This is a genomic window from Actinacidiphila sp. DG2A-62 (assembly GCF_035825295.1).
GTDB lineage: Bacteria > Actinomycetota > Actinomycetes > Streptomycetales > Streptomycetaceae > Actinacidiphila.
In genome coordinates, this window is the sequence record NZ_JAYMGI010000002.1 from 1400918 (window position 1) to 1421488 (window position 20571).

Consider the following 20571-nt stretch of genomic DNA (forward strand, 5'->3'; position numbering starts at 1 on the left):
CGGATTCCGGGTGCTCGGTCCAGGATGCCGGGTGCGCACCGCCCGCCCGCGGATCTCGGCGCGGCGGCGCGGGGCGCACCCGGGGCGGCGCTCACACGTGCTGCGTGTCCCGCCGCCCGCCGTCCGGCGCGACCGCGAGGCCCGGCCGGCCGCCGCCGAGCGACGCGCCCTCGACGTCGACCCGCGGCAGCACCCGCTCCAGCGGGCGCGGCAGCCACCAGGCCGCCCTGCCGAGCAGCGCGAGCACCGCGGGCACGAAGGCCATCCGGACCACGACCGCGTCGAACAGCACGGCGCTCGCCAGGCCGAAGCCGACCATCTTGACCATGGTGTCGCCGCCGGTCATGAAGCCGCCGAAGACGGCCATCATGATCAGCGCCGCGGCGGTCACCACCCGTGCGCTGTGCCGGAAGCCGGTGACGATCGCTTGGCCCGGCTCCTCGCCGTGCACGTACGCCTCGCGCGTCCGGGAGACGAGGAAGACCTCGTAGTCCATGGCCAGGCCGAAGACGATGCCTACCAGGAAGATCGGCATGGTGCTCATGATCGGCCCGGTCTCGTCGACGCCGAGGAGGCCGGCGCCGTGGCCCTGCTGGAAGACGGCGACGACCGCGCCGAGGGACGCGAGCACCGACAGCAGGAACCCGAGCGCGGCCTTGAGCGGCACCAGCAGCGAGCGGAAGACCACCAGCAGGAGCAGGAAGGCCAGACCGACCACGACCGCGAGGTACGGGACCAAAGCGTCCTGCATCTTCCGGGCCACGTCGATGTTGAGCGCGGTGGTGCCGGTGACGTCGAAGGTCGCGCCGGTCGCGGACTCGATCGCCGGGCGCTCGTGGCGGATGGTGTGCACGAGGTCGCCGGTCTGCCGGCTGGTCGGCGCGGTGGACGGCGTCGCGGACAGGACGGCGGTGTCGCCCTCGGCGTTGAAGCGGGCCGGCGAGACCGAGACGACGCCCGGCGTGCCCGCCAGCTCGTCCGAGACCGCGGCGACGGCCGCCTTCGGGTCGTGCGCGTGGGTGGCGTCCACGACGACGGTCAGCGGGCCGTTGAAGCCGGGGCCGAAGCCGCGGGCGAGGTCGTCGTAGGCGCGGCGTTCGGTGGTGCCGGTGGACTTCGCCTCGTCGCCGGGCATGCCCAGGTGCATGTCCGCGACCGGGAGGGCGAGCGCGCCGAGCGCGGCGACGGTCGCGACCAGGACGGGCACGGGGTGGCGCCGCACGAGGCGCGCCCACCGGCTGCCCGCGTTCTCCCGTTCGCCGCTCCCCCGCCCGGACCGGGCCGGGCCGCCGGGGCGCTTCGCGCCGCCTTTTCGGACCCGCCGCGCCAGCACCGCGTCCGGCCAGAAGCCGAGCACCGCGGGGACCAGCGTCAGCGCGACCAGGACGGCGGTGACGACGGTGCCCGCCGCGGTCAGGCCCATCTTGGTCAGGAAGGGCACGCCGACCACCGACAGACCGGTCAGCGCGATGACCACGGTGAGGCCGGCGAAGACCACCGCGGAGCCCGCGGTGCCCACCGCGCGCCCGGCCGCCTCTCCGGGCGCGTGGCCCTCGCCGCGCTCCTCGCGGTAGCGGGAGACCACGAACAGCGCGTAGTCGATGCCCACCGCGATGCCGAGCATCATGGCCAGCTCCGCGGTGGTCCCGGGCAGTCCGAAGGTCGCGGCGAGCGCCGTGATCCCGGCGATGCTGGCGCCCACCCCGACGGCGGCGGTGATCAGCGGCAGTCCCGCCGCGGCCAGCGAGCCGAAGGTGATCAGCAGCACCACCGCCGCCACCACGATGCCCAGCGCCTCGCCGATGCCGTCCCCGGGGTCCTTGGACACCGCGGAGCCGCCGGCCTCGACGGTCAGCCCGGCCCCGGCGTCCCTGGCCTGCCGCACGGCGTCGGTCAGCGTCTGGCGCGCGCCGTCGCCGAGGTCGTCGTCGGACACCGTGTACGTGACGGTGGCGTACGCGGTGCCGCCGTCCTCGCTGACCCCTCGGTCCACGCCGGAGCCGGCGCCCGTCTCGCCGCCAGAGCCGCCGCCCGTCGCGCCGCCGCCGAACGGGCCGACCACGTCGGCGACCTGCGGCCCGCGGGAGACCGTCGTCACCAGGGTGTCGATGGCGGCGCGGCTCGCGGGCTCGGTGACCTTGTGGCCGTGGGGCGCGACGAAGACGATACGGGCGTCCGCGCCGTCCGCCTCCGCGCCGGGGAAGCGCTGGTCGATGAGGTCGAACGCGCGCTGCGCCTCGGTGCCGGGCATCGAGGACGAGTCGTCGGGGCCGTCGGCCGCGCCGACCGCGCCGAGCATGACGGCGGCCAGCACCGCCGCCCACAACAGAGCCACGCGGCGGCGCCGGTGGAACGCCCACCGGCCGAGCCGGTACAGATGAGTCGCCATGGAAGAGATCTCCGAATCCGCTCTCGGGAACCTCTCCAGGCTTTCCGGCCGGCCTTGTCACCCGCGTCGTGCCACCGCCGACAATCCGGCGTACTGCACGTGCAGTACGCCGGGACGTGCGGCACGCCGGGCTCGGGACGCCGGCCCGGAGGACGTCACCCCCGGGGCGCGACCGCCGCGACGTCAGTCCCGGGGCGCGACCGCCTCGCGGTACGGGCGGAAGAACTCGCGCAGCTCCCGCGCGTACAGCTCGGGCTCCTCGAACGCCGCGAAGTGGCCGCCGCGCGGCGGCTCGGTGATCCGCACGGCGTGCGCGGTGCGCTCCAGCCAGGCGCGCGGCGGGCGGACGATGTCGCCGGGGAACAGCGCGAAGCCGGAGGGGACGTCGACGCGGCGGGTCAGCTGCTCCACCGGGATCGCGCCGTTCGCGCTGTACATCCGCATCGAGGAGCCGATCGTGCCGGTCAGCCAGTAGAGCGTGACCAGGGTCAGGATCTCGTCCCTGGTGTAGGAGCGCTCGATGTCGCCGCCGCAGTCGCTCCACGCGCGCAGCTTCTCCACGATCCACGCGGCGAGGCCCGCCGGCGAGTCGCTCAGTCCGAAGGCGGCGGTCTGCGGCTTGGTGCGGTGCATCGCGCCGTACGCGCCCTCGGTGGCGCCCCAGGCCGCGGCCTGCCGCATCCACTCCCGCTCCTCGGGCGTCAGCTCGGCCGGGTCGCCGCCGAACACCGGCAGCCCGCCGTCGGTGCGGTGCACGGCCACCACCCGGTCGGGGTGGTCCAGGGCGAGGTAGCGGCTGACGTGGCTGCCGATGTCGCCGCCCGCGGCGCCGAAGCGCGGGTAGCCGAGCACGTCCATCAGCTCGGCCCACAGGCCGGCCACCGCGATGGAGTTCAGCGGCGCGCCGGCGGGCGCGTCGGAGTAGCCGTAGCCGGGCATGTCCGGCACGACGACGTCGAACGCGTCGGCCGGGTCGGCGCCGTGCGCGCCGGGGTCGGTGAGCAGCGGGACGACCTTGGCGTAGCGCCAGAAGCAGTCGGGCCAGCCGTGGCTGAGCACCAGCGGCAGCGCCCGGCCGGCCGGCGCGACCGCCTTGGCGTGCACGAAGTGGACGGCGCCGGAGTAGGGGGCGGTTCCGGCCGGGCGGGCGCCCCCGCCGGAGGGGGTGCTCCCGGCCGGGGCGCCGCCGGAGGGTCCGCCGCCGAGCCGCACCCGGTAGCGGGGCAGTCGGCCGAGCGCGGCCTCCTGGGCCGGCCAGTCGAAGCCGTCCGCCCAGTACGCGACGAGGTCGCGCAGATAGTCCAGGTCGGTGCCCAGCGACCAGCCGGCGTCCTCGGGCGCGTCGGGCCAGCGGGTGGCGCGCAGCCGTGCGCGCAGGTCGTCGAGCGCGGCGGCGCTCGCCTTCGGCGCGAAGGGCTCGGGGCGGTGGGTGGCGTCGTCCGGCATGCCGCCCACCCTACAAAGGCGCGGGCGGGCGGCCCCCCGGCCGCGCCGCGCCGCGCGCACCGACGCCGCGGAGGCACCGAGACACGGACATCCCGACGCCGCGACCACACCGGTGGGCGGGCCGCGGTGGTCCGCGACCCGCCCGTGGTGCGCGGCGACGAGCGCCGCTGCCGTCGCTGCTGTCGCTGCTGCCGCTAGTCCAGCGTCGCGGCGAACAGATGCATGCCGGGCAGGTTCGGCAGCGTCACGTACGCGGCCTGCTTGCCCGCGGTGAGCGGGAGCGAGGTGGCGTAGAGGCTGACCTTGTGGGGTCCGCTGCCGTTCGGCGGCTGGTTCCAGTTCGCGGCGGTGGCCACGAGGGTGTCGCCCGGGGAGGGCGAGTTGGCCCACCAGTCGGCCAGGGCCACCGGCGAGGTCGAGGTGGTCCCGTCGGTGTAGGTGACGGTGAAGTCGCCGCTCTGGTTGCCCGGTCCGCCCGCGCCGAGCAGGTGGAGCGTGCCGCCCGCGCCGGACAGCGGGATCACCTGGCCCTGGGTGGCGACGTTGTCCGGGGTGCCCGGGGGGACGTCCGGCCAGGTGAAGGTGGTCGTGCCCGCGGTGACCGGCTGCCCGGGCCTGATGCCGACCGCGGCCAGCTCCTGCGCGGAGAAGCTGTAGCCGGAGCCATCGAAGTTCGCCGCCGCGGGGTCGGAGTCGTCGCTGATCCCGATGTTGTCGAAGGCGGCGGTGAAGCTCGGGTACGGCGTGGTGACGGTCGCCACGGCCTGGGTGGCGCGGGCGTGGCCGACCTTCTCCTCGGCGTAGGCGGCGTCCAGCGTCAGCTCCTGCGAGCCGGGCTTCGCGGTGGCCGGCGGGGTCACCGTGAAGGTCAGCTTCGTGGTGGAGTGCGCGGCGGCGTGCTTGATCCGGACGACGCGCGGGCTGACGGTCCAGCCGGCCGGCACGCCGGGCGTGACGGCGACGTCGCGCACCGGCACGTCGGCGTCGTTGACGAAGGCGCCGCCGATCCGGACCTGCCGGGCGGGGAGGATGGACGGGGCCTGGAGGGTGACGCCCTGCGAGCCGTAGCTGCGCACCACGCGCACCGAGCCCCGGGCGGGCAGGTCCCGCGAGGAGTCGCCGACCATGAGGCCGTAGGCGCCGTCGGCGACCTGCCAGTTCTGCGTGGTCTCGTTCCAGGTGCGGAAGTCCGAGGCGGGTACCTGGAAGGTGACGCGCCGGGTCTGCCCGGGCTCCAGGCTCACCTTCTGGAAGGACTTCAGCTGCGCGGGCGGCTCACCGGTCGCCGCGGGGTCGCGCACGTAGAGCTGCACGACGTCCGAGCCGGCCCTGCGGCCGGTGTTGGTGACGTCCACACTGGCCCGCACGGCGCCCAGCGAGGTGGTGGAGGGCGCGGAGACCTTCAGCGCGCCGAACCGGAAGTCGGTGTAGGACAGGCCGTAGCCGAAGGGGAACAGCGGCTCGATGTCCTTCGCGTCGTACCAGCGGTAGCCGACGTCCAGGCCCTCGGAGTACCGCACCTTGCCGTCGGCGCCCGGCCACTGGGCGGCGGTCGAGGCGGGCACGTCGTCGAGGCTCTTGGGGAAGGTCACGGGCAGCTTGCCGGACGGGTTCACGTCGCCGAAGAGCAGCGAGGCGATGGCGTTGCCGTCCTCCTGGCCGGGGTACCACGCCTCGAAGACGCCCTGGACCGAGTCGAGCCACGGCATGGTGACCGCGGAGCCGGTGTCGAGCACCACGACGGTGTGCGGGTTGACCGCGGCGACGGCCTTGATCAGCGCGTCCTCGTCGGCGGGCAGGTCGATGTTCGGCAGGTCGCTGCCCTCGCCCTCGACGTTGCTCGCGAAGACCACGGCCACGTCGGAGGACTTGGCGGTGTCGACGGCCTGCTGCAGCGGGGTGCTGGGGCCGCCCGGCGGCTGCCAGCCGAAGTCCAGCAGCGAGCCGCCGCCGGCCTGGTAGTAGTCGATCTCGATCGCGACCTTCTGGCCGGCGGTCAGGGTGACGGTGCCGGTCTCGGTGGTGCCGCCCTGGTCGCGCCAGTTGTCGATGATCTGCCGGCCGTCGACGAGCAGCCGACTGCCGTCGTCGCTGGTGACGGAGAAGGTGTACGTGCCGGTGCTCGGCGCGGTGAGGGTGCCGGTGTACTTGGCGGACCAGTTGCTCGCCGGGACCTTGGGCAGGGGCGGGCTGCCGTTCCAGCCGAAGTCGACCAGGTCGGTGTTGGCGGTGGTCAGCGGGGTGCCGGACAGGTCGGTGCCCTGGTAGTACGTGCCGGTGAGGCCGTTGCAGGCGCCGGCGCTGGGGGTGAGCACGGAGGGCGGCAGCGGCGGCAGGGCGCCGTACGGGGTGTCGCCGGGCGCGTAGTTCACGGTGACGTTCTTGCCGGCGCGGGCGGCGATGCCCTGGTAGGGGGTGACGACGGAGTCGGCGGCGACGGCCGCTGAGCCGCCGCCGGAGGTGAGGGCGCCGGGTCCGGCGTCGCGGCCGATGACCGCGATGGAGGACTTCCTGCTCGGCGAGAGCGGCAGCAGGCCGCCGTCGTTCTTCAGCAGCACGGTGCCGTCCTCGGCGACCTTCCTGGCGACGGCGACGTGCGCGGGCGTGGTGACCACGGAGTCGGGCGTGCCGGTGGGCGTCCTGGTGAACAGGTGGTAGTCGAACATCTCGGTGAGGATCGGCCGCACCAGGTCGTCCAGGGTGGCGGTGGACACCTGCCCGTTCAGGACGGCCTGCTTGAGCGCGTCGCCGTAGAACTGGCCGGAGGGCATCTCCATGTTCAGCCGTGCGTCGGCGGAGGCGACGGTGGAGTGGGTGGCGCCCCAGTCGGAGGTGACGAAGCCCTGGTAGCCCCACTGGCCGCGCAGGACCTGCTTCATGATGTAGGGGTCCTGGCAGGCGGGCCGGCCGTTGATGAAGCTGTAGGAGCACATCAGCGACGCGGGCTGGGCGTCCTTGACGACGGCGGCGAACTGGGAGAGGTAGATCTCCTGCTCGACCCGCTGGTCGATGATCGCGTCGTCGTCGCTGTTGTTGCGGTTGGCCTCCTGGTTGTAGACGGCCCAGTGCTTGAGCTGGGCCATCTCGCCGGTGCTCTGGATGCCGTCGACGTCGGCGGTGCCGATCTCGCCCGACAGGTAGGGGTCCTCGCCGTAGGTCTCGAAGGCGCGGCCCCAGCGCGGGTCGCGGACGATGTTGACGGTCGGGCCGAGGTCGACGTCGTCGCCCTTGCCCCACTGCTCGCTGCCGACGACCTGGCCGTACCGCCGGGCCAGGTCCGGGTCCCAGGTGGCCGCGTCGGCGACCGGCGCGGGCAGTTGGGTGACGCCGGTCATCTGGTGGCCGACACCGGCGGGCGAGTCGTCGAGGGTGAGCTTCGGTATGCACAGGCGCGGCACGGCCGGGACGGTGCCGGCGTAGTCGCCGCTGTTGTCGCCGTGCAGTTCGCCGATCTTCTCGTCCAGCGTCATCGCGGCGAGCAGGTGGTCGACGCGCTGGTCGACCGGTGCGTGCGAGGTGACCCACGGGCAGGCGGAGGTGTCCGCCGCCGGCTGCGCGGACGGAGGCGCCGCGTGCGACGTCCCCGCCTGTGAAAGGAAGAGGACAGAGGTGACTGCGACGGTCAACGCAGAAATACGCCTGCGCCGCAATCGGGGCGAAGTGGTACGCATGACACGAACTCCCTTGGGTCGTCGGGCCGGTGCGACATCGTTGTCTAGGACGGGAGCCGAACCGCGGTGTCCGCAGCACGCACGGTCAGCGGTCGGAACCGGGGGATATATCTGCCTCCTACCGGAGAAAACCCGTAGACTCCCCGGCATGGACGGCATCGACTCGGCATCGCTCTCGGCCCGGCGCAGGCGCACGAGGGACCAGGTTCTGGCGATCCTCGCGCAGCACAGCAGCGGGCTGACCCGGGCGAGCCTGAGCCGGATGACGGGGCTGTCCGCGAGCGCGATCAGCGACTGCGTGTCGTCGCTGCGGTCCAGCGGGCTGGTGGCCGAGTCGCCCGCGCCGGGCAGCGCGACCGGCCGCGGCCGGCGGGCGACGGTGGTGAGCCTGGTGGGCGACGAGGGCGTGGTCGTCGGCATCGACTTCGGGCACGCGCACGTGACGGTCGCCGCGGCCACCACCGGCGGCGAGGTGCTGGCGCGCCGCACCGAGACCCTCGACGTCGACCACCGCCCGTCCGCGGTCCTGGACGTGGCCGCCGGGCTGACCCGGGAGTGCGTACGGGCCGGCGGGCACACCATGGAGGAGGTGCGGGGCATCGGCGCCGGCATCCCCGGGCCGCTGGACATCCGCACCCACGTGGTCCGCCCGCCGACCATCCTGGCCGACTGGGTGGGCCTGGCCCCGGCCGACGAACTCGCCCGCAGGCTCGGCCACCCGGTGGCGATCGGCAACGACGCCGACATGGGCGCGCTCGGCGAGCAGGCCTACGGCGCCGCCCGCGGCCTGGAGGACTTCCTGTACGTCAAGGCGTCCCACGGCATCGGCGCCGGCATCGTGATCGGCGGCCGGCCCTACCGCGGGGCGACCGGGATCGCCGGCGAGATCGGCCACACCCAGCTCCCGGACGCGGTCAACTGGTGCCGCTGCGGCAGCCGGGGCTGCCTGGAGACGGTGGTGTCGATCACCACCGTGCGGCAGCAGCTCGCACACGTGCTGGCCACGCACCAGCAGACGCTGGACGAGCACGAGGTCCCTCCTTTGTCCGAGGTCGCCGACAACCCGGCCGCGGCGCGGGTGCTGGCCGAGGCCGGCCGGACGGTCGGCCGGGTGCTGGCCGACCTGGTGAACTGCCTGAACCCGTCGGCCGTCGTGCTGGGCGGCGAACTCGGCGCGGCCGGCGAGCCGTTCGCCGCCGGCATCCGCGAGTCCGTGGCCCGCTACGCCCAGCCCGCCAGCGCGCAGGCCGCCGAGGTGGTCACCGGACGGCTCGGCGCGGACGCGGAGGTGCGCGGCGCGATCGCGACGGCGGTGGCGGCGACGCAGCTGCGGATGACGGGCGCGGTCTGACGGGTCGCGGGCGGGTCGGCCGGACCGGCTGGAGCTGCCCCGCCGGCCCGGCCCGGCGGCTCAGCCCGAGGTGGCGTGGAACTCCGCCCAGTCGAGGTTGATCGAGCCGTTGTCGCCGGCCCCGTAGGAGACGGTGACCACGGGCGCGGTGCCGCTGACCGGGATGTCGTCGAAGGTGACGGTGCCCCAGTCGTCCCAGCTGTCGGAGACCTTGGGGAACGACACCTGGCGGACCGCCTTGCCGTCGACCGACAGCGTCATGGTGCGCGCGTCGCCGTTGGCGTTGGCGTAGCGCAGCGTCAGCGAGCCGGTGCCGGCCGCGGACGTGGCGCGGTGCAGGGTGAAGGACGACGCCGCGCCCTGCGCCCACAGGCCGTCGACGAACGCCCGGCCGCTGTAGCCGGTGTGGTTGACGTTGGTCTTGACGCCGCCGGTGTTCAGCGCGTCCTCGGCCTCGATGTGGTCGGGCGCCGGGCAGCCGCGCAGCGCGGACGTGCCGGGCAGGTCCGGGCACCGGTCGGCCGAGTCGCGCACGCCGTCCTTGTCCCGGTCGCCGACGACCGCGCCGGTCAGGGTGATGTCGACGGTGTGCCGGCCCTTGAGCGACGCCGGGAGGCTGTGGCCGGGCACCCGCCGGCCGTCCACGGTGAACGAGCGTATGGTCGCGCCCGCGCCGTGCAGCGCGACGGTCAGTGTGGCGTCACGGTAGTGCAGCCCGCTGAGCGTGGCGTCGCCCCAGCCGGCCGGCAGGGTCGGCGCGAAGCTGACACCGTTGTCAGAGAACGACAGGCCGAACAGTCCGGAGTCGATCATGTTGAGGTAGGCGGTGGCGGACCAGGTCTGGTCCGGCTGCGAGCCCCAGTGGAACTTCACGTCGTCGCCCAGCCGCTGGTAGCCGCCGTCCACGACGCCGGTGTGGCCGTTGTAGATCTCCCAGAACCCGCTGTTGCTGTCGGCCAGTTCGGCCAGCCGCGCGGTCTCGGAGGCGAAGCCCTGCTGGGCTCCCTGCTGGGCCAGCGCCCGCGCCCACAGCCCCTGCACCACCGGCCAGACGATGGCGTTGTGCCGGCCCGGCTGGTCGTCGGAGTAGCGGGTCCAGTTCGGGTAGGTGTCGGGCATGCCCCAGGTCATCTCGGTGGCGTGCGCCACGACGGACTTCGCCTGGGCGGGGCTCGCGATGCCGAAGAGCACCGCGAAGGCCAGGCCGGTGCCCTCCTGGTATGCGCCGGTGGTGCCGTCGGCGAGCAGCATGTAGTTGTAGCTGCCGGTCTTCTTGTTCCAGAAGTGCTGGTTGATCGCCTGCTTGAGCGCCGCGGCCTTGTGCCGGTAGGCCGCGACCTCCTTCGCCGGGCGGTGCAGGCGGGCGGCCATGCTCGCGGCGTTGGTGTAGGCGGCGTAGTAGACCTCGTTGGTGCTGAGGAACATGCCGGTCGCCACGCCCGGCCACGGCATGGAGCCGGTGCTGACGGACTCGGTGGCGTCGGCCGGCGGCGCGGGGTAGCCGGCGATGCCGTCGTTGAAGAAGGACGCGCCGGTGAACAGGCCGTAGGTGGAGTTGTAGCCGGCGGTGCTCGCGTGCTCGCGGATGGCGAGGGTGTCCGCGGCGGTCTGGTACGCGTCGCGCAGGAAGGACGTGTCGCCGGTGACCAGGTACTGGTTCCACGCGGCGGTCACCCAGATGACCTGGTCCCACTGCTGGTCGTCCTGCTGGATCTGCAGCTTGCCCGAGGCGTCCTTGTCGACCGCCGACCACAGGGTGTTGCGGGCCAGCGCGGGGTCGAGCAGGCTCGCGGCGTTCCAGCTGTTCACCGAGGCGTCGCGGGTCCACGGCTGCGGGTAGCCGCCGCCGGCCCGCAGGATGCCGACGCCGGTGTCCATCAGCCCGCTCTTGTCGTAGACCGCGGGGTCCCAGGTGATGGTGTTCGTCTTCAGCACGTTCGTCAGCGCGGCCTGGTAGGCGGTGCCGTACAGGGCCTGGCTGTCGGAGTTGGCGAACGTCAGCGTGGGAGCGGCGGGCGCCGCCGCGCCGGGGCCGTCGTCGGCCGCGTCCACCGCGCCCGCCCCGTACAGAACGGTGCTGAGCGCCAGTACGCCGGCCGTCATGATGCCGGTGACGCGTGTGCGCCGCCCGGTCGTCGGTCTGAACCTCATGGCACGTACCTTCCTCGGCGCCGGGTGCGGCGCCGCAGAGGCGGAGGATTCCGCTGCCCCTCGGACGCATGCCGTGGGCATCGGAGTTCGACCGTAGTGAGGAAAAAGTCAGCACGTCAACATTCCTGCAAGAAGTCCATGAAGCGCCGATCGCACGGCAGTTGCTCACCGCAGGTCACCGGAAGGTGCCCGAAAACCGCGTCGGTGTGGGCCTTTTGATGGCGTATTGGATGGTTCGTCGCCCTGCCCGCGAGTGCGTCGCCCGAGGAGAAGGGCGGTCCGCAGGACGAGACAGAACGCCTGCTCCACCCCTATTCGCCGTTGAGCGGCTGATTGGTTGAGCAGTTTCAACCGGTCGGCGTCCGGTGTGCGGGGCTGTGTCCCGGCGCCCGGCGGATTTCACTCTTTCCGGGTGCCGCGCCTCCGTTTGCAACCTCGCGCTGTCCCCCGTCCGGGCGAGCGCCCGCAGCAGGCGCCCGGCCGGCGGCGCGCCGCCCCGCCGGTTGGCGCGTCAGCCGGGTGGTTTGCGCAACCCGGGGCGCGAAGCCGCCCCCGCGCGCCGTACCGGCGGCGGCGCCGCGCTGTTTGGCCGGTGGGCGCGGCGGGCGGTGCCCGTCACCGGCCGCCGCGCCCCGCCCGCCCCGTACGTCTCCCGGGGGCACAGTGCCAGGCAACCCGCCCGGTTCGGACAGCCCGCGCAGCCCGGCAGGTCCGGGCAGCCAGGAAAGCAGCGCAGGACCGGGCACGGCGGCGCCGCCCCCGTCCGCCGGCGGCGCACCGCTGACCAGCCTCGGCACCGAGGCGGCGCGCCAACTCGCCACCACCGCCAAGTCCGAGCCGCAGATGCGGGCGATCAGCTCCCGGTGGCTGCTGAGGACGCTGCCGTGGGTGGACGTGTCGGCCGGCGTGTACCGGGTCAACCGGCGGCTGCGGCTGCGACCGGGCAGCGGCCGGGTGCGCTTCGAGCAGAACGGCGCGGACGACGTCAAAGTGGTCCCCGAGACGCTCGCCGAGCTCCCGGCGCTGCGCGGGTGCCCGGACGCCGAGGCGCTGCGCAAGCTCGCCGCCGGCTACCGGGTGCGCCGGCTGGAGCCCGGCCAGGTGCTCGCCGAGCGCGGCCGGCCGGTCAAGGAGACCTTCCTGGTGGTGCATGGCCGGCTGACCCGGTTCACCTCCGGTCCGTACGGCGAGGAGGCGTCGCTCGGGGTCGTCGCGAACGGCGAGCCGCTGGGCGAGGAGGTGTTCGTCGGGGCCGAGCCGCGCTGGCAGGTCTTGGTCCGGGCGGACACCGCGTGCCTGCTGCTGGCGCTGCCGCGGACCGCGGTGAAACGGTTGACCGACCGCGCGCCCGCCCTCGCCGCCCATCTGGCCGGCCACGCCGAGCGGTCGGCCCGGCCGGTCAACCGCGCGGGCGAGGCCGACCTGCCGGTCCGGGCCGGCCACACCGGCGAACCGGTCATCGACCCGGGTTTCGTGGACTACGAACTCAGCCCCCGCGAGTACGAGCTGTCGCTGACCCAGACTGTGCTGCGGGTGCACAGCCGGGTCGGCGACCTCTACAACGAGCCGATGGACCAGACCCACCAGCAGCTGCGGCTGACGGTGGAGGCGATCCGCGAGCGCCAGGAGTGGGAGCTGGTCAACAACCGGGACTTCGGGCTGCTCCACAACACCGACTACGACCAGCGGATCAGCTCCTCCTCCGGGCCGCCGACGCCCGACGACCTGGACGAGCTGCTGGCGATGCGGCGCGACACCACCGTGCTGTTCGCCCACCCCAAGGCGATCACCGCGTTCTTCCACCAGTGCACCCTGCGCGGCATCGCGCCGCGCACCGCGGACCTGGGCGGCCACCAGGTGCCGGCCTGGCGCGGCGTCCCGCTGCTGCCCTGCGGCAAGATCCCGATCAGCGGGCGGCACACCAGCAGCATCGTGGCGCTGCGCACCGGCGCCGACGACCAGGGCGTGGTCGGCCTGCGCCCCGCCGCGCTGCCCGAGCAGCGCGAACCGGGCCTGAACGTCCGCTTCATGGGCATCGACGCGACCGCCGTCGTCAGCTACCTGGTCACCGCCTACTACTCGATGGCGGTGCTGGTCCCCGACGCGGTCGGAATCCTGGAGAACGTCCGACTCGGCCGGCCGGCCGAGTGACCGAGTGGAGTACGGAATTGAACGCTGCCGCCAGCACGTCCACCGCCCCCGGTCCGCTCCCCCGGCCGCCGAGCCCGGTGCGCTCGCTGCGCGCCCGGCGCGGCGGCGCGGTCCCCGGGCTCAGGTACCGGCCGGTCGCCCCCGCCGATCCGGAGAAGGTGCGCGAGGTCGACCGCAGGCTGGAGGAGTGGGCGCGCCGCCTGGACCTGTTCCCCCGGCCTGGAAGGGGGACTTCGCCGGTTTCCAGTTCGGCCGCGCGGTGGTGCTGCAGCACCCGGGCGCGGTGGACCTGGACCGGCTGACCGTGGCCGGGGAGCTGCTGCTGGCCGAGAATTTGGTGGACTCCTGCTACTGCGAGGAGGACGAGGGCCGGGGCGCCTCGCACCGCGGCCTCGGCGGCCCGCTGCTGATGGCCCAGTCGGCGATCGACCCGCACCACGGCACCGCGCGGTCGCAGGAGCAGTGGCTGCTCGGCATGCAGTCGGACGGGCCGCTGCGCTCGTACCACTGGGCGATGAAGGACTACGCGGCGTTCGCCACGCCCAGCCAGACGAATCGTTTCGTGCACGACATCGCCCGGCTGCACCTGGGCTACCTCGCCGAGGCCGCCTGGGCCGAGACCCGCTATTGGCCGCGGATCTGGGAGTACCTGGTGATGCGGCAGTTCAACAACTTCCGTCCGTGCCTGTCGATCGTGGACGCGGTGGACGGCTACGAGCTGCCGGACATCCTCTACGCCCGCCCGGAGATCCAGCGGATCACCGCGCCGGCCTGCAACGCCACCACCATCGTCAACGACCTGTACTCCTTCACCAAGGAGCTGGCCGGCGACCCGACGCACCTCAACCTGCCGCTGGTGGTGGCCGAGAACGAGGGGCACGGGCTGAAGGCCGCCTATCTGGAGTCGGTCGAGATCCACAACCGGATCATGGCGTCCTTCGAGGAGGAGGCCGCCGCGCTGGCCGCGACCAGCCCGCTCGTCGCGCGGTACGCGCAGGGGCTGTCGGACTGGGTGGCCGGCAACCACGAGTGTCACGCGACCAACACCCACCGCTACCACCTGCCGGACTACTGGTAGGCCGATCACTGGCAGGCCGCATCCGATGCACCGCCGCATATCACCGCGATCCGAGGAGATTCTTCGTTGACCACGCACAGCCCCGCCACCACCACGGCGTCCCTGCCGATCCCGGCCCAGTCCACGTACCAGGCCCGCGTCGCGGACTACTGAAACACCGAGCAGAACCCGGTCAACCTCGAACTTGGCAGGATCGACGACCTCTACCACCACCACTACGGCGTCGGCGACGTCCGCTGGTCGGTGCTCGACGAGCCCGACTCGGCCCGGCGCCGGGAGCGGATCACCGGCGAGCTGCACCGGCTGGAGCACGCGCAGGCGGTGCTGCTCGCCGAGCGGCTGGGCCCGCTGTCGCCCGACGACCGGGTGTTCGACGCCGGCTGCGGACGCGGCGGCGGCAGCGTCACCGCTCACCTGCGCTACGAGTGCTACGCCGACGGCGTGACGCTCTCCGCGAAGCAGGCGGATTTCGCCAACGAGCAGGCCCGCGCCCGCGGCATCGACGGCAAGGTGCGCTACCACCACCGCACCATGCTCGACACCGGCCTGCCGACGGGCGGGTTCGCGGCCTCGTGGAACAACGAGTCCACGATGTACGTGGAGTTGGACCTGCTGTTCGCCGAGCACGCCCGGCTGCTGCGCCGCGGCGGCCGTTACGTGGTGATCACCGGCTGCTACAACGACACCTACGGCCGCGCCTCGCGCGAGGTGTCGCTGATCAACGCGCACTACATCTGCGACATCCATCCGCGCTCGGCGTACTTCAAGGCGATGGCCGCGCACCGGCTGGTGCCGGTGCACGTGGAGGACCTGACCGCGGCCACCATCCCGTACTGGGAGCTGCGCAAGCAGGCCGACCACCTGGTGACGGGCGTGGAGGACGCGTTCTTGACGGCGTACAAGAACGGCAGCTTCCAGTACCTGATGATCGTCGCCGACCGGGTCTGACCCGATGTGCCGGGCCCGTCGCGGCGGGCCCGGCTCAGGGCAGACGGGTGGTCAGGTCGTCGTCGGTCACCGGGCGCAGCACCCGGCAGGGCGCGCCGACGGCGACCACCATCGGCGGGATGTCGCGCGAGACGACGCTGCCGGCGCCGATCACCGATCCGTAGCCGATCCGGACGCCGGGCAGCACCACGGCGTTGCTGCCGATCCACACCTTGTCCTCGATCACGATCGGCTCGGAGAAGCGCGCGAAGTCCACCCGCCGGGCGGGGTGCACGGGATGGCCGGTGGTGGTGAGGGTCACGCCGGGCGCGATCATCACGCCGTCGCCGATGCGGATGTCGACGTCGTCGACGAAGGTGAGGTTGACGTTGCCGAAGAAGTCGTCGCCGATGTGCACGTTGCTGGCGAAGGCCGCGTGGAACGGCGCGAGCAGCACGCAGCGCTCCCCCACCGATCCGAGCGCGGCCTCCAGCAGCTCGCGCTTGCGCCGCTCGTCGCCCGGCGGCGTCCTGTTGTACTCGAAGACCAGGTCGGGGCGGCGCCGCGGCGCCAGGAACGCCGCCTCCGACTCGGTGTAGACCAGCCCGCGGCGGATGCGCTCGCGGACCGCCTCCTGTTCGCCGCCCGTCACGCGCGATCCACCCTCCCCGCCCCGGCCCCGCGGGGCCCTTGCCGATCGAAGCGGCCCCTACCGTAGCAATCGCGGCGGACGCGCCGGCGGCGCCCCGGTCAGGAGGTGAGGCCGACGAGTTTGCCGACCTTGCGGCCCTCCTCCATGTCCCGGTGGGCGGACGGGATGTCGGCCAGGGCGTAGGTGTGCACCGGGCCGAGGCTGGTGCGGCCGGAGGCGATGCCGTCGAGGTAGTGCTGCAGCACCTCGGCCGGCAGGTCGGAGGCCGAGCCTCCGTACGCCGACAGCCGTACGCCGCGCGGCAGGTAGCCGCCCGGGTAGAAGTCGTGCACGACCCACTCGTTGGAGAGCATGCCGGCGAAGCAGACGGTGCCGTGCACGCGGGCGGCGCGCAGGGTGTCCGGCAGGGTGGGGGCGCCCACCAGCTCCAGCGCGGCGTCCACGCCCTCGGGCAGCAGCCGCCGCACCTGCGTGGCCACGTCGCCGTCGTCGACGAGCGGGTGGTCCACGCCGTGCCGCGCGAGGTCCGCGGTGCGGGCGGGGTTGCGGGTGGTCGCCAGCACGGTCGCGCCGAGGTCCTTGGCGAGCGTCGTGACGGCGAGGCCGAGCGCGGAGGTGCCGCCGCGGATCAGCAGGGACTGGCCCTTGCGCAGATCGAGTCCGACGGTCAGCGAGCCGTACGCGGTCTGGAGCGTCTCCGGCACCGCGCCGATCACGGACCACGGCAGGTCCGAGTCGAACGGGATCACGCAGGAGCGGGGCACGGCGGTGTACTCGGCGTAGCCGCCGTCGAAGGTCCGGCCCATGCCGCCCATCATCGCGACGACCCGCTGCCCGCGCGGCAGCAGCCCGTCCGGGTCGAGGTCGACGGTGCCGGCGGCCTCGATGCCCGGGACGCGGGGGAAGGTCACCCCTTCGGCGAGGCCGAGCCGGGTGTGCAGTTCCGAGCGGTTGAGGCCGAACGCCTCGACCTTGATCCGGACGTGGCCGGGTCCCGGCTGCGGCACGGGCAGTTCGCGCAGCCGCAGGCTGCCGGCCGGGCCGGGTGCGTCGAGGACGATCGCGCGCATGGTGGCGTTCAAGGGGTCTCCTCGGGGGTGGTGCCAGGGGTCGGGGCGGGTGCGGGGGCGTGGCCGGCCGGGGCGTCGGCGCGGCCGTCGGCCGGGGCCGCCGGTGCGCCGTCCGCGTCGAGCTGTTCGTGGAGCCAGGCGCGCTCCGCGCGGCTGCTTGCGCGGGCGATCAGGAGCATGCCGCGGCGGTAGGGGTCGGCGACCTGCTCCGCGCGGATCGGCGTGCCGTCCCCGTCGTAGAAGAAGCTGGCCGGCGTCTCCAGGAAGTCCAGCCGGCGGCGCAGCACGGCCCGCCGCTCGGCGGCGTCGGGCAGCCTGGACAGGAAGGCGAGCAGCGTGAAGAACCGGGTCTTGTCGGTGATCTCCTGCTCGCCCGGCTGCCGCAGCCGCTCCAGCAGGTGCGCCCGGCCGGCCTCGGTCAGGGTCAGCACGTGCCGCTGGGCGGCCGACGTGCCGGGTTCGCTCCGGCGCTCCAGCAGCCCTTTCGCCACCAGGCGGTTGACCGCCGGGTAGAGGCTTCCGTCGCTGACCGGCCGGGCGTGGCCGGTCAGGTGGGCGACCCTGCGCCGCAGCTCGTAGCCGTGCAGCGGGCCGTCGGCGAGGAAGCCGAGGATGGTCAGTTCCAGCATGGGACCAGTGTGCACCTCGATTCGAGGTATGTCGAATCGAGGTGCACACTGTCGCTCGGCCGGCCGGCGGCGCGCCGGGGACGGCGGGCACACCGGGGACGACAGGCGCGCCGGGGACGACAGGCGCGCCGCGCACGCCGGGGACGCCAGACACAGCAGGCACACCAGGCACATCAGGCACACCGGGGACACCGGGGACGCCAGACACACCGGGCGTCAGTCGGTGTCGCCCTCGTCCCGGACGAAGTCCACCCGCTCCTGGCTGACCGGGTAGCCCGCGGCGGCGAAGTGCGCGGCCATGGGCGTGTTGGTCCGGTCGGTCGCGGCGGCGATCCGCGTGGCGCCGAGGTCGACCAGGTCGTGGGTGCACTCCAGCAGCAGGTCGTAGGCGTAGCCGTGGCCGCGCTGCTCGGGGACCACGGCGATGAAGCCGACGCAGCGGTCGGTCGTGTTCGCCGCCGGCACGTGCAGGCCGGCCACCTCGCCGTCGGGGGTGTACGCGACCCGCCGCCAGTGCGAGGGCGACGGCATCCGGTCCAGGATGCCCAGCGTCTCGTCCAGCGCCGCGTCCAGGCCCCGCGTGTCGAGCATGCGCCGGTCGTGCGCGTCCAGCGTGCCGGTCATGGTGCGGGCCATGACCGCGCGGAAGGCGGCGTCGTCCGGTTCCGGCCGGCAGACCAGCCGGCCGGTGCGCGGCGGCAGCGGGTCGACGCCGGCCGTCCAGGTGTAGCGGTACCGCTCGACGAGCTTGCGCAGGCCGGCCCGCTGCGCCGCGGCCATCCGCTGCTCGGCGGCGGCGCGCACGTCGGGCAGGTCGCGCCAGCCGGGCGGCAGCAGCAGGCTGTACTCGGCGTACAGCGGCGCGGCGCGCAGCAGCCGGACGGCCGCCTCCGCCTCGCCGGGCGCGAAGTCGAACCAGTCGAGCGCGACGGGCTCGGTGTCGCCGGGCTGGCCCCACCACGCGGCGCGGGCCACGACGCGCTCGCCGCGCAGTGCGACCCAGGACCACTCGGGGCGGTACTCGCCGCCCGCGTCCGTCGTGGCGAAGTGCTGCCCGACCAGTGCGCGGCCCAGCCGCGGGTCGTCGGGGAGCGAGGTGAACAGAGCGGTCTCGCCCGCCGTGAGCGCGCGGAAGACCAGGTCGGGACCGCCGGAGGAGCGCGGAGCGACCGCGCCGCCGGGAAAGGCGGAGGGGGAGGCGGAGGGAGAGGCGGAGGGGGAAGCGGAGGACGAAGTGACCGGCGGACGGCCGGTTGCGTCAGACATAGGGGTCCTTCGGGAGCCGGGGTTGCGCTCCCGCGGGGATCAACGACGCCCGGTGGAAGGGCGGGAGCGCGCATGACGGGTGACGTTCATCGCTCTCGCCTCCTTCCGGTCCTCCTGGGCGTTGCCGGCATCCTAGCCGCAGCGCTCCGGCCGGCCGCCACCCCTTTTCAGTTCTGGCGGGTGGGCCGCACGGTGATGTCGCCGATCTCGACGTCGTCGGGCTGCTCGACGGCGAAGGCGACGGCCCGGGCCACCGCGTCGGGGTCGATGCCGAGCGTCGCCATCCGCTCCCGCACCTCCGCGCGGATCTCGGGGTCGTCGATGTAGTCGACCAGTTCGGTGCGCACATAGCCGGGCGAGATCGACGTGGTGCGCAGGACGCCGTCGGTGGACTCCTGCCGCAGCGCCTCCAGCAGGGTGCGGACGGCGTTCTTCGTACCGGCGTAGACGCCCTGCGTCGGGACGATCTTCAGGCCGGAGGTGGACACGATCGTCACCAGGTGGCCGCGGCCCTGGCGGCGGAACTGCGGCAGCGCGGCGGCGATGCCGTGCAGCACGCCGCGCACGTTGACGTCGATCATCGCGTCCCAGGCGGCCACGTCGAGGTCGGTGAACAGCGCGTTCCTGGCGATCCCCGCGTTGCTCACCAGGACGTCGAGCCGGCCGAAGCGCTCGACCGCGGCGGCCACGAGCCGGTCGAGGTCCTCGCGCCGGGTGACGTCGGTGGGCACCGCCTCCGCCCGGCCGCCCGCGGCCCGGATGCGGTCCACCAGGGCCTCCAGCCGGTCCGTCCGCCGGGCGCCGAGCACCACGGCCGCGCCCCGCTCCGCCATCCGCAGCGCGGTGGCCTCGCCGATGCCGCTGCTCGCGCCGGTGACGGCCACGACCTTGCCGCCGATCCCGTCGGCTCCGCCGCTCCCGTCGCCCGCACCGGTCCGGTCGTTCCCGCCGATGTCGCTGACCGCACTCATCGCAGTGCCTCCCGCTCTAAACTGACAGTTGTCCGGTTACCTCTCCACCGTACCGGACAACTGTCCGGTCAGTCTCCCGCCGTCGGAAGCGAGGCGCGCATGCCCGATGTCCCCGCCCGTGCCAGCCGCTCGGACGCGGTCGCCAACCGCGAGCGGATCGTCGCCGCCGCCCGCGCGGCGCTGGTCGACGCGCCGGAGTCGGCCGACGACCTCAAGCTGCACCTGGTCGCCAAGGCCGCCGGGGTCGGGCAGGGCACCCTCTACCGGCACTTCCCGACCCGCGGCCATCTGCTCGCCGAGGTCTACCGCGAGGAGATGGGCGAGCTGGTCGACACCGTGCCCGGCCTGATCGCCGCGCACCCGCCGGTGGAGGCGCTGGTCCGCTGGTTCGACCGGCTGGTCGCCTACGCGCGGGTCAAGCGCGGCGTGATGGCCGCCATCGAGGCGTCGGCCTGGCAGGACCTGTACGCCGACCAGCACGGCCGGCTGCACGACGCGCTGACCGCGCTGCTCGACCACGGCAGGGCGGCCGGCGAGCTGCGCGAGGACGCCGACGCCACGGACGTCATCCTGCTGCTCGGCGCCCTCTCCCGGGTCCCCGCGGCGGAGTGGGAGCCCCGGGCCCGCACGCTGGTCACCGTCATCGCCGACGGCCTGCGCCGCTGACCCCGGCCGGCCGGGCGGCCGGCATCAGGTCGCCGCCGCGGGCGACGCGTTCACGCTGGTACGGCAATCCGGAAGAAGCGGAACAGCGGTGTCCGGGACGCATGATGGCGCCCGGCGCGGTGATCTCCCGGCCGTGCGGGGCGAGGTGCGACG

12 protein-coding genes and 2 pseudogenes are annotated in these 20571 nt (G+C 73.8%); 5 read left to right on the forward strand and 9 right to left on the reverse strand.

Annotation, left to right across the window (positions count from 1 at the left end):
* Positions 1-91: 91 nt before the first annotated feature.
* From VSR01_RS06340 to VSR01_RS06350, 3 genes are all read right to left on the reverse strand, one after another.
* Entirely contained in the window at positions 92-2389 is a 2298-nt protein-coding gene (locus tag VSR01_RS06340) for an MMPL family transporter (RefSeq protein WP_326448297.1), read from the reverse strand.
* A 183-nt stretch (positions 2390-2572) separates the two neighbouring features.
* On the reverse strand, positions 2573-3835 hold the full coding sequence (locus VSR01_RS06345; RefSeq protein WP_326448298.1) for an epoxide hydrolase family protein: 1263 nt from the start codon (positions 3833-3835) through the stop codon (positions 2573-2575).
* A 194-nt stretch (positions 3836-4029) separates the two neighbouring features.
* A complete protein-coding gene (locus tag VSR01_RS06350; RefSeq protein WP_326448299.1) occupies positions 4030-7461 on the reverse strand; it encodes a glycoside hydrolase family 3 C-terminal domain-containing protein in 3432 nt (1143 codons plus the stop codon).
* Between the two features lie 193 nt (positions 7462-7654).
* Here VSR01_RS06350 and VSR01_RS06355 point away from each other — a divergent pair, with 193 nt between their 5' ends.
* Positions 7655-8857, forward strand: coding sequence for an ROK family transcriptional regulator (locus VSR01_RS06355; protein ID WP_326448300.1), 1203 nt, complete (start codon positions 7655-7657; stop codon positions 8855-8857).
* 60 nt (positions 8858-8917) lie between these two features.
* Here the strand turns inward: VSR01_RS06355 and VSR01_RS06360 are convergent, their stop codons facing one another.
* Entirely contained in the window at positions 8918-11008 is a 2091-nt protein-coding gene (locus VSR01_RS06360) for an MGH1-like glycoside hydrolase domain-containing protein (RefSeq protein ID WP_326448301.1), read from the reverse strand.
* Between the two features lie 663 nt (positions 11009-11671).
* Between VSR01_RS06360 and VSR01_RS06365 the strand changes: the two genes are divergently transcribed.
* From VSR01_RS06365 to VSR01_RS06375, 3 genes and pseudogenes are all read left to right on the forward strand, one after another.
* Positions 11672-13159, forward strand: a complete 1488-nt coding sequence (locus VSR01_RS06365; RefSeq protein ID WP_442785405.1) for a family 2B encapsulin nanocompartment shell protein — start codon at positions 11672-11674, stop codon at positions 13157-13159.
* A gap of 17 nt (positions 13160-13176) precedes the next feature.
* Positions 13177-14237: pseudogene (locus VSR01_RS06370) on the forward strand (terpene synthase family protein).
* A gap of 66 nt (positions 14238-14303) precedes the next feature.
* Positions 14304-15185 (forward strand): annotated as a pseudogene (locus tag VSR01_RS06375) (geranyl diphosphate 2-C-methyltransferase).
* A gap of 34 nt (positions 15186-15219) precedes the next feature.
* On the opposite strand, the gene VSR01_RS06380 reads toward VSR01_RS06375, so the two are convergent.
* From VSR01_RS06380 to VSR01_RS06400, 5 genes are all read right to left on the reverse strand, one after another.
* Positions 15220-15816, reverse strand: a complete 597-nt coding sequence (locus tag VSR01_RS06380) for a sugar O-acetyltransferase (protein WP_326448302.1) — start codon at positions 15814-15816, stop codon at positions 15220-15222.
* Between the two features lie 98 nt (positions 15817-15914).
* Positions 15915-16886 carry a zinc-binding dehydrogenase gene (locus VSR01_RS06385; RefSeq protein WP_442785651.1) on the reverse strand — a complete coding sequence of 324 codons (972 nt, stop codon included), beginning with the start codon at positions 16884-16886 and terminating at the stop codon, positions 15915-15917.
* An 8-nt stretch (positions 16887-16894) separates the two neighbouring features.
* Positions 16895-17515 carry a PadR family transcriptional regulator gene (locus VSR01_RS06390; protein ID WP_326448304.1) on the reverse strand — a complete coding sequence of 207 codons (621 nt, stop codon included), beginning with the start codon at positions 17513-17515 and terminating at the stop codon, positions 16895-16897.
* A 216-nt stretch (positions 17516-17731) separates the two neighbouring features.
* On the reverse strand, positions 17732-18781 hold the full coding sequence (locus VSR01_RS06395) for a GNAT family N-acetyltransferase (RefSeq protein WP_326448305.1): 1050 nt from the start codon (positions 18779-18781) through the stop codon (positions 17732-17734).
* A 167-nt stretch (positions 18782-18948) separates the two neighbouring features.
* Positions 18949-19752, reverse strand: coding sequence for an SDR family oxidoreductase (locus VSR01_RS06400; RefSeq protein ID WP_326448306.1), 804 nt, complete (start codon positions 19750-19752; stop codon positions 18949-18951).
* Positions 19753-19851: 99 nt separating this feature from the next.
* Between VSR01_RS06400 and VSR01_RS06405 the strand changes: the two genes are divergently transcribed.
* Complete coding sequence (locus VSR01_RS06405) at positions 19852-20418, forward strand: TetR/AcrR family transcriptional regulator (RefSeq protein WP_326448307.1); 567 nt, start codon at positions 19852-19854, stop codon at positions 20416-20418.
* Positions 20419-20571 lie beyond the last annotated feature (153 nt).

Excerpts from the sequence above, each read along its gene's own strand:
- VSR01_RS06405 (WP_326448307.1), top strand. The coding sequence starts at position 19,852 with ATGCCCGATGTCCCCGCCCGTGCCAGCCGCTCGGACGCGGTCGCCAAC.
- VSR01_RS06390 (WP_326448304.1), bottom strand. The coding sequence starts at position 17,515 with ATGCTGGAACTGACCATCCTCGGCTTCCTCGCCGACGGCCCGCTGCAC.
- VSR01_RS06345 (WP_326448298.1), bottom strand. The coding sequence starts at position 3,835 with ATGCCGGACGACGCCACCCACCGCCCCGAGCCCTTCGCGCCGAAGGCG.
- VSR01_RS06355 (WP_326448300.1), top strand. The coding sequence starts at position 7,655 with ATGGACGGCATCGACTCGGCATCGCTCTCGGCCCGGCGCAGGCGCACG.
- VSR01_RS06385 (WP_442785651.1), bottom strand. The coding sequence starts at position 16,886 with ATGCGCGCGATCGTCCTCGACGCACCCGGCCCGGCCGGCAGCCTGCGG.
- VSR01_RS06360 (WP_326448301.1), bottom strand. The coding sequence starts at position 11,008 with ATGAGGTTCAGACCGACGACCGGGCGGCGCACACGCGTCACCGGCATC.
- VSR01_RS06395 (WP_326448305.1), bottom strand. The coding sequence starts at position 18,781 with ATGTCTGACGCAACCGGCCGTCCGCCGGTCACTTCGTCCTCCGCTTCC.
- VSR01_RS06340 (WP_326448297.1), bottom strand. The coding sequence starts at position 2,389 with ATGGCGACTCATCTGTACCGGCTCGGCCGGTGGGCGTTCCACCGGCGC.
- VSR01_RS06400 (WP_326448306.1), bottom strand. The coding sequence starts at position 19,752 with ATGAGTGCGGTCAGCGACATCGGCGGGAACGACCGGACCGGTGCGGGC.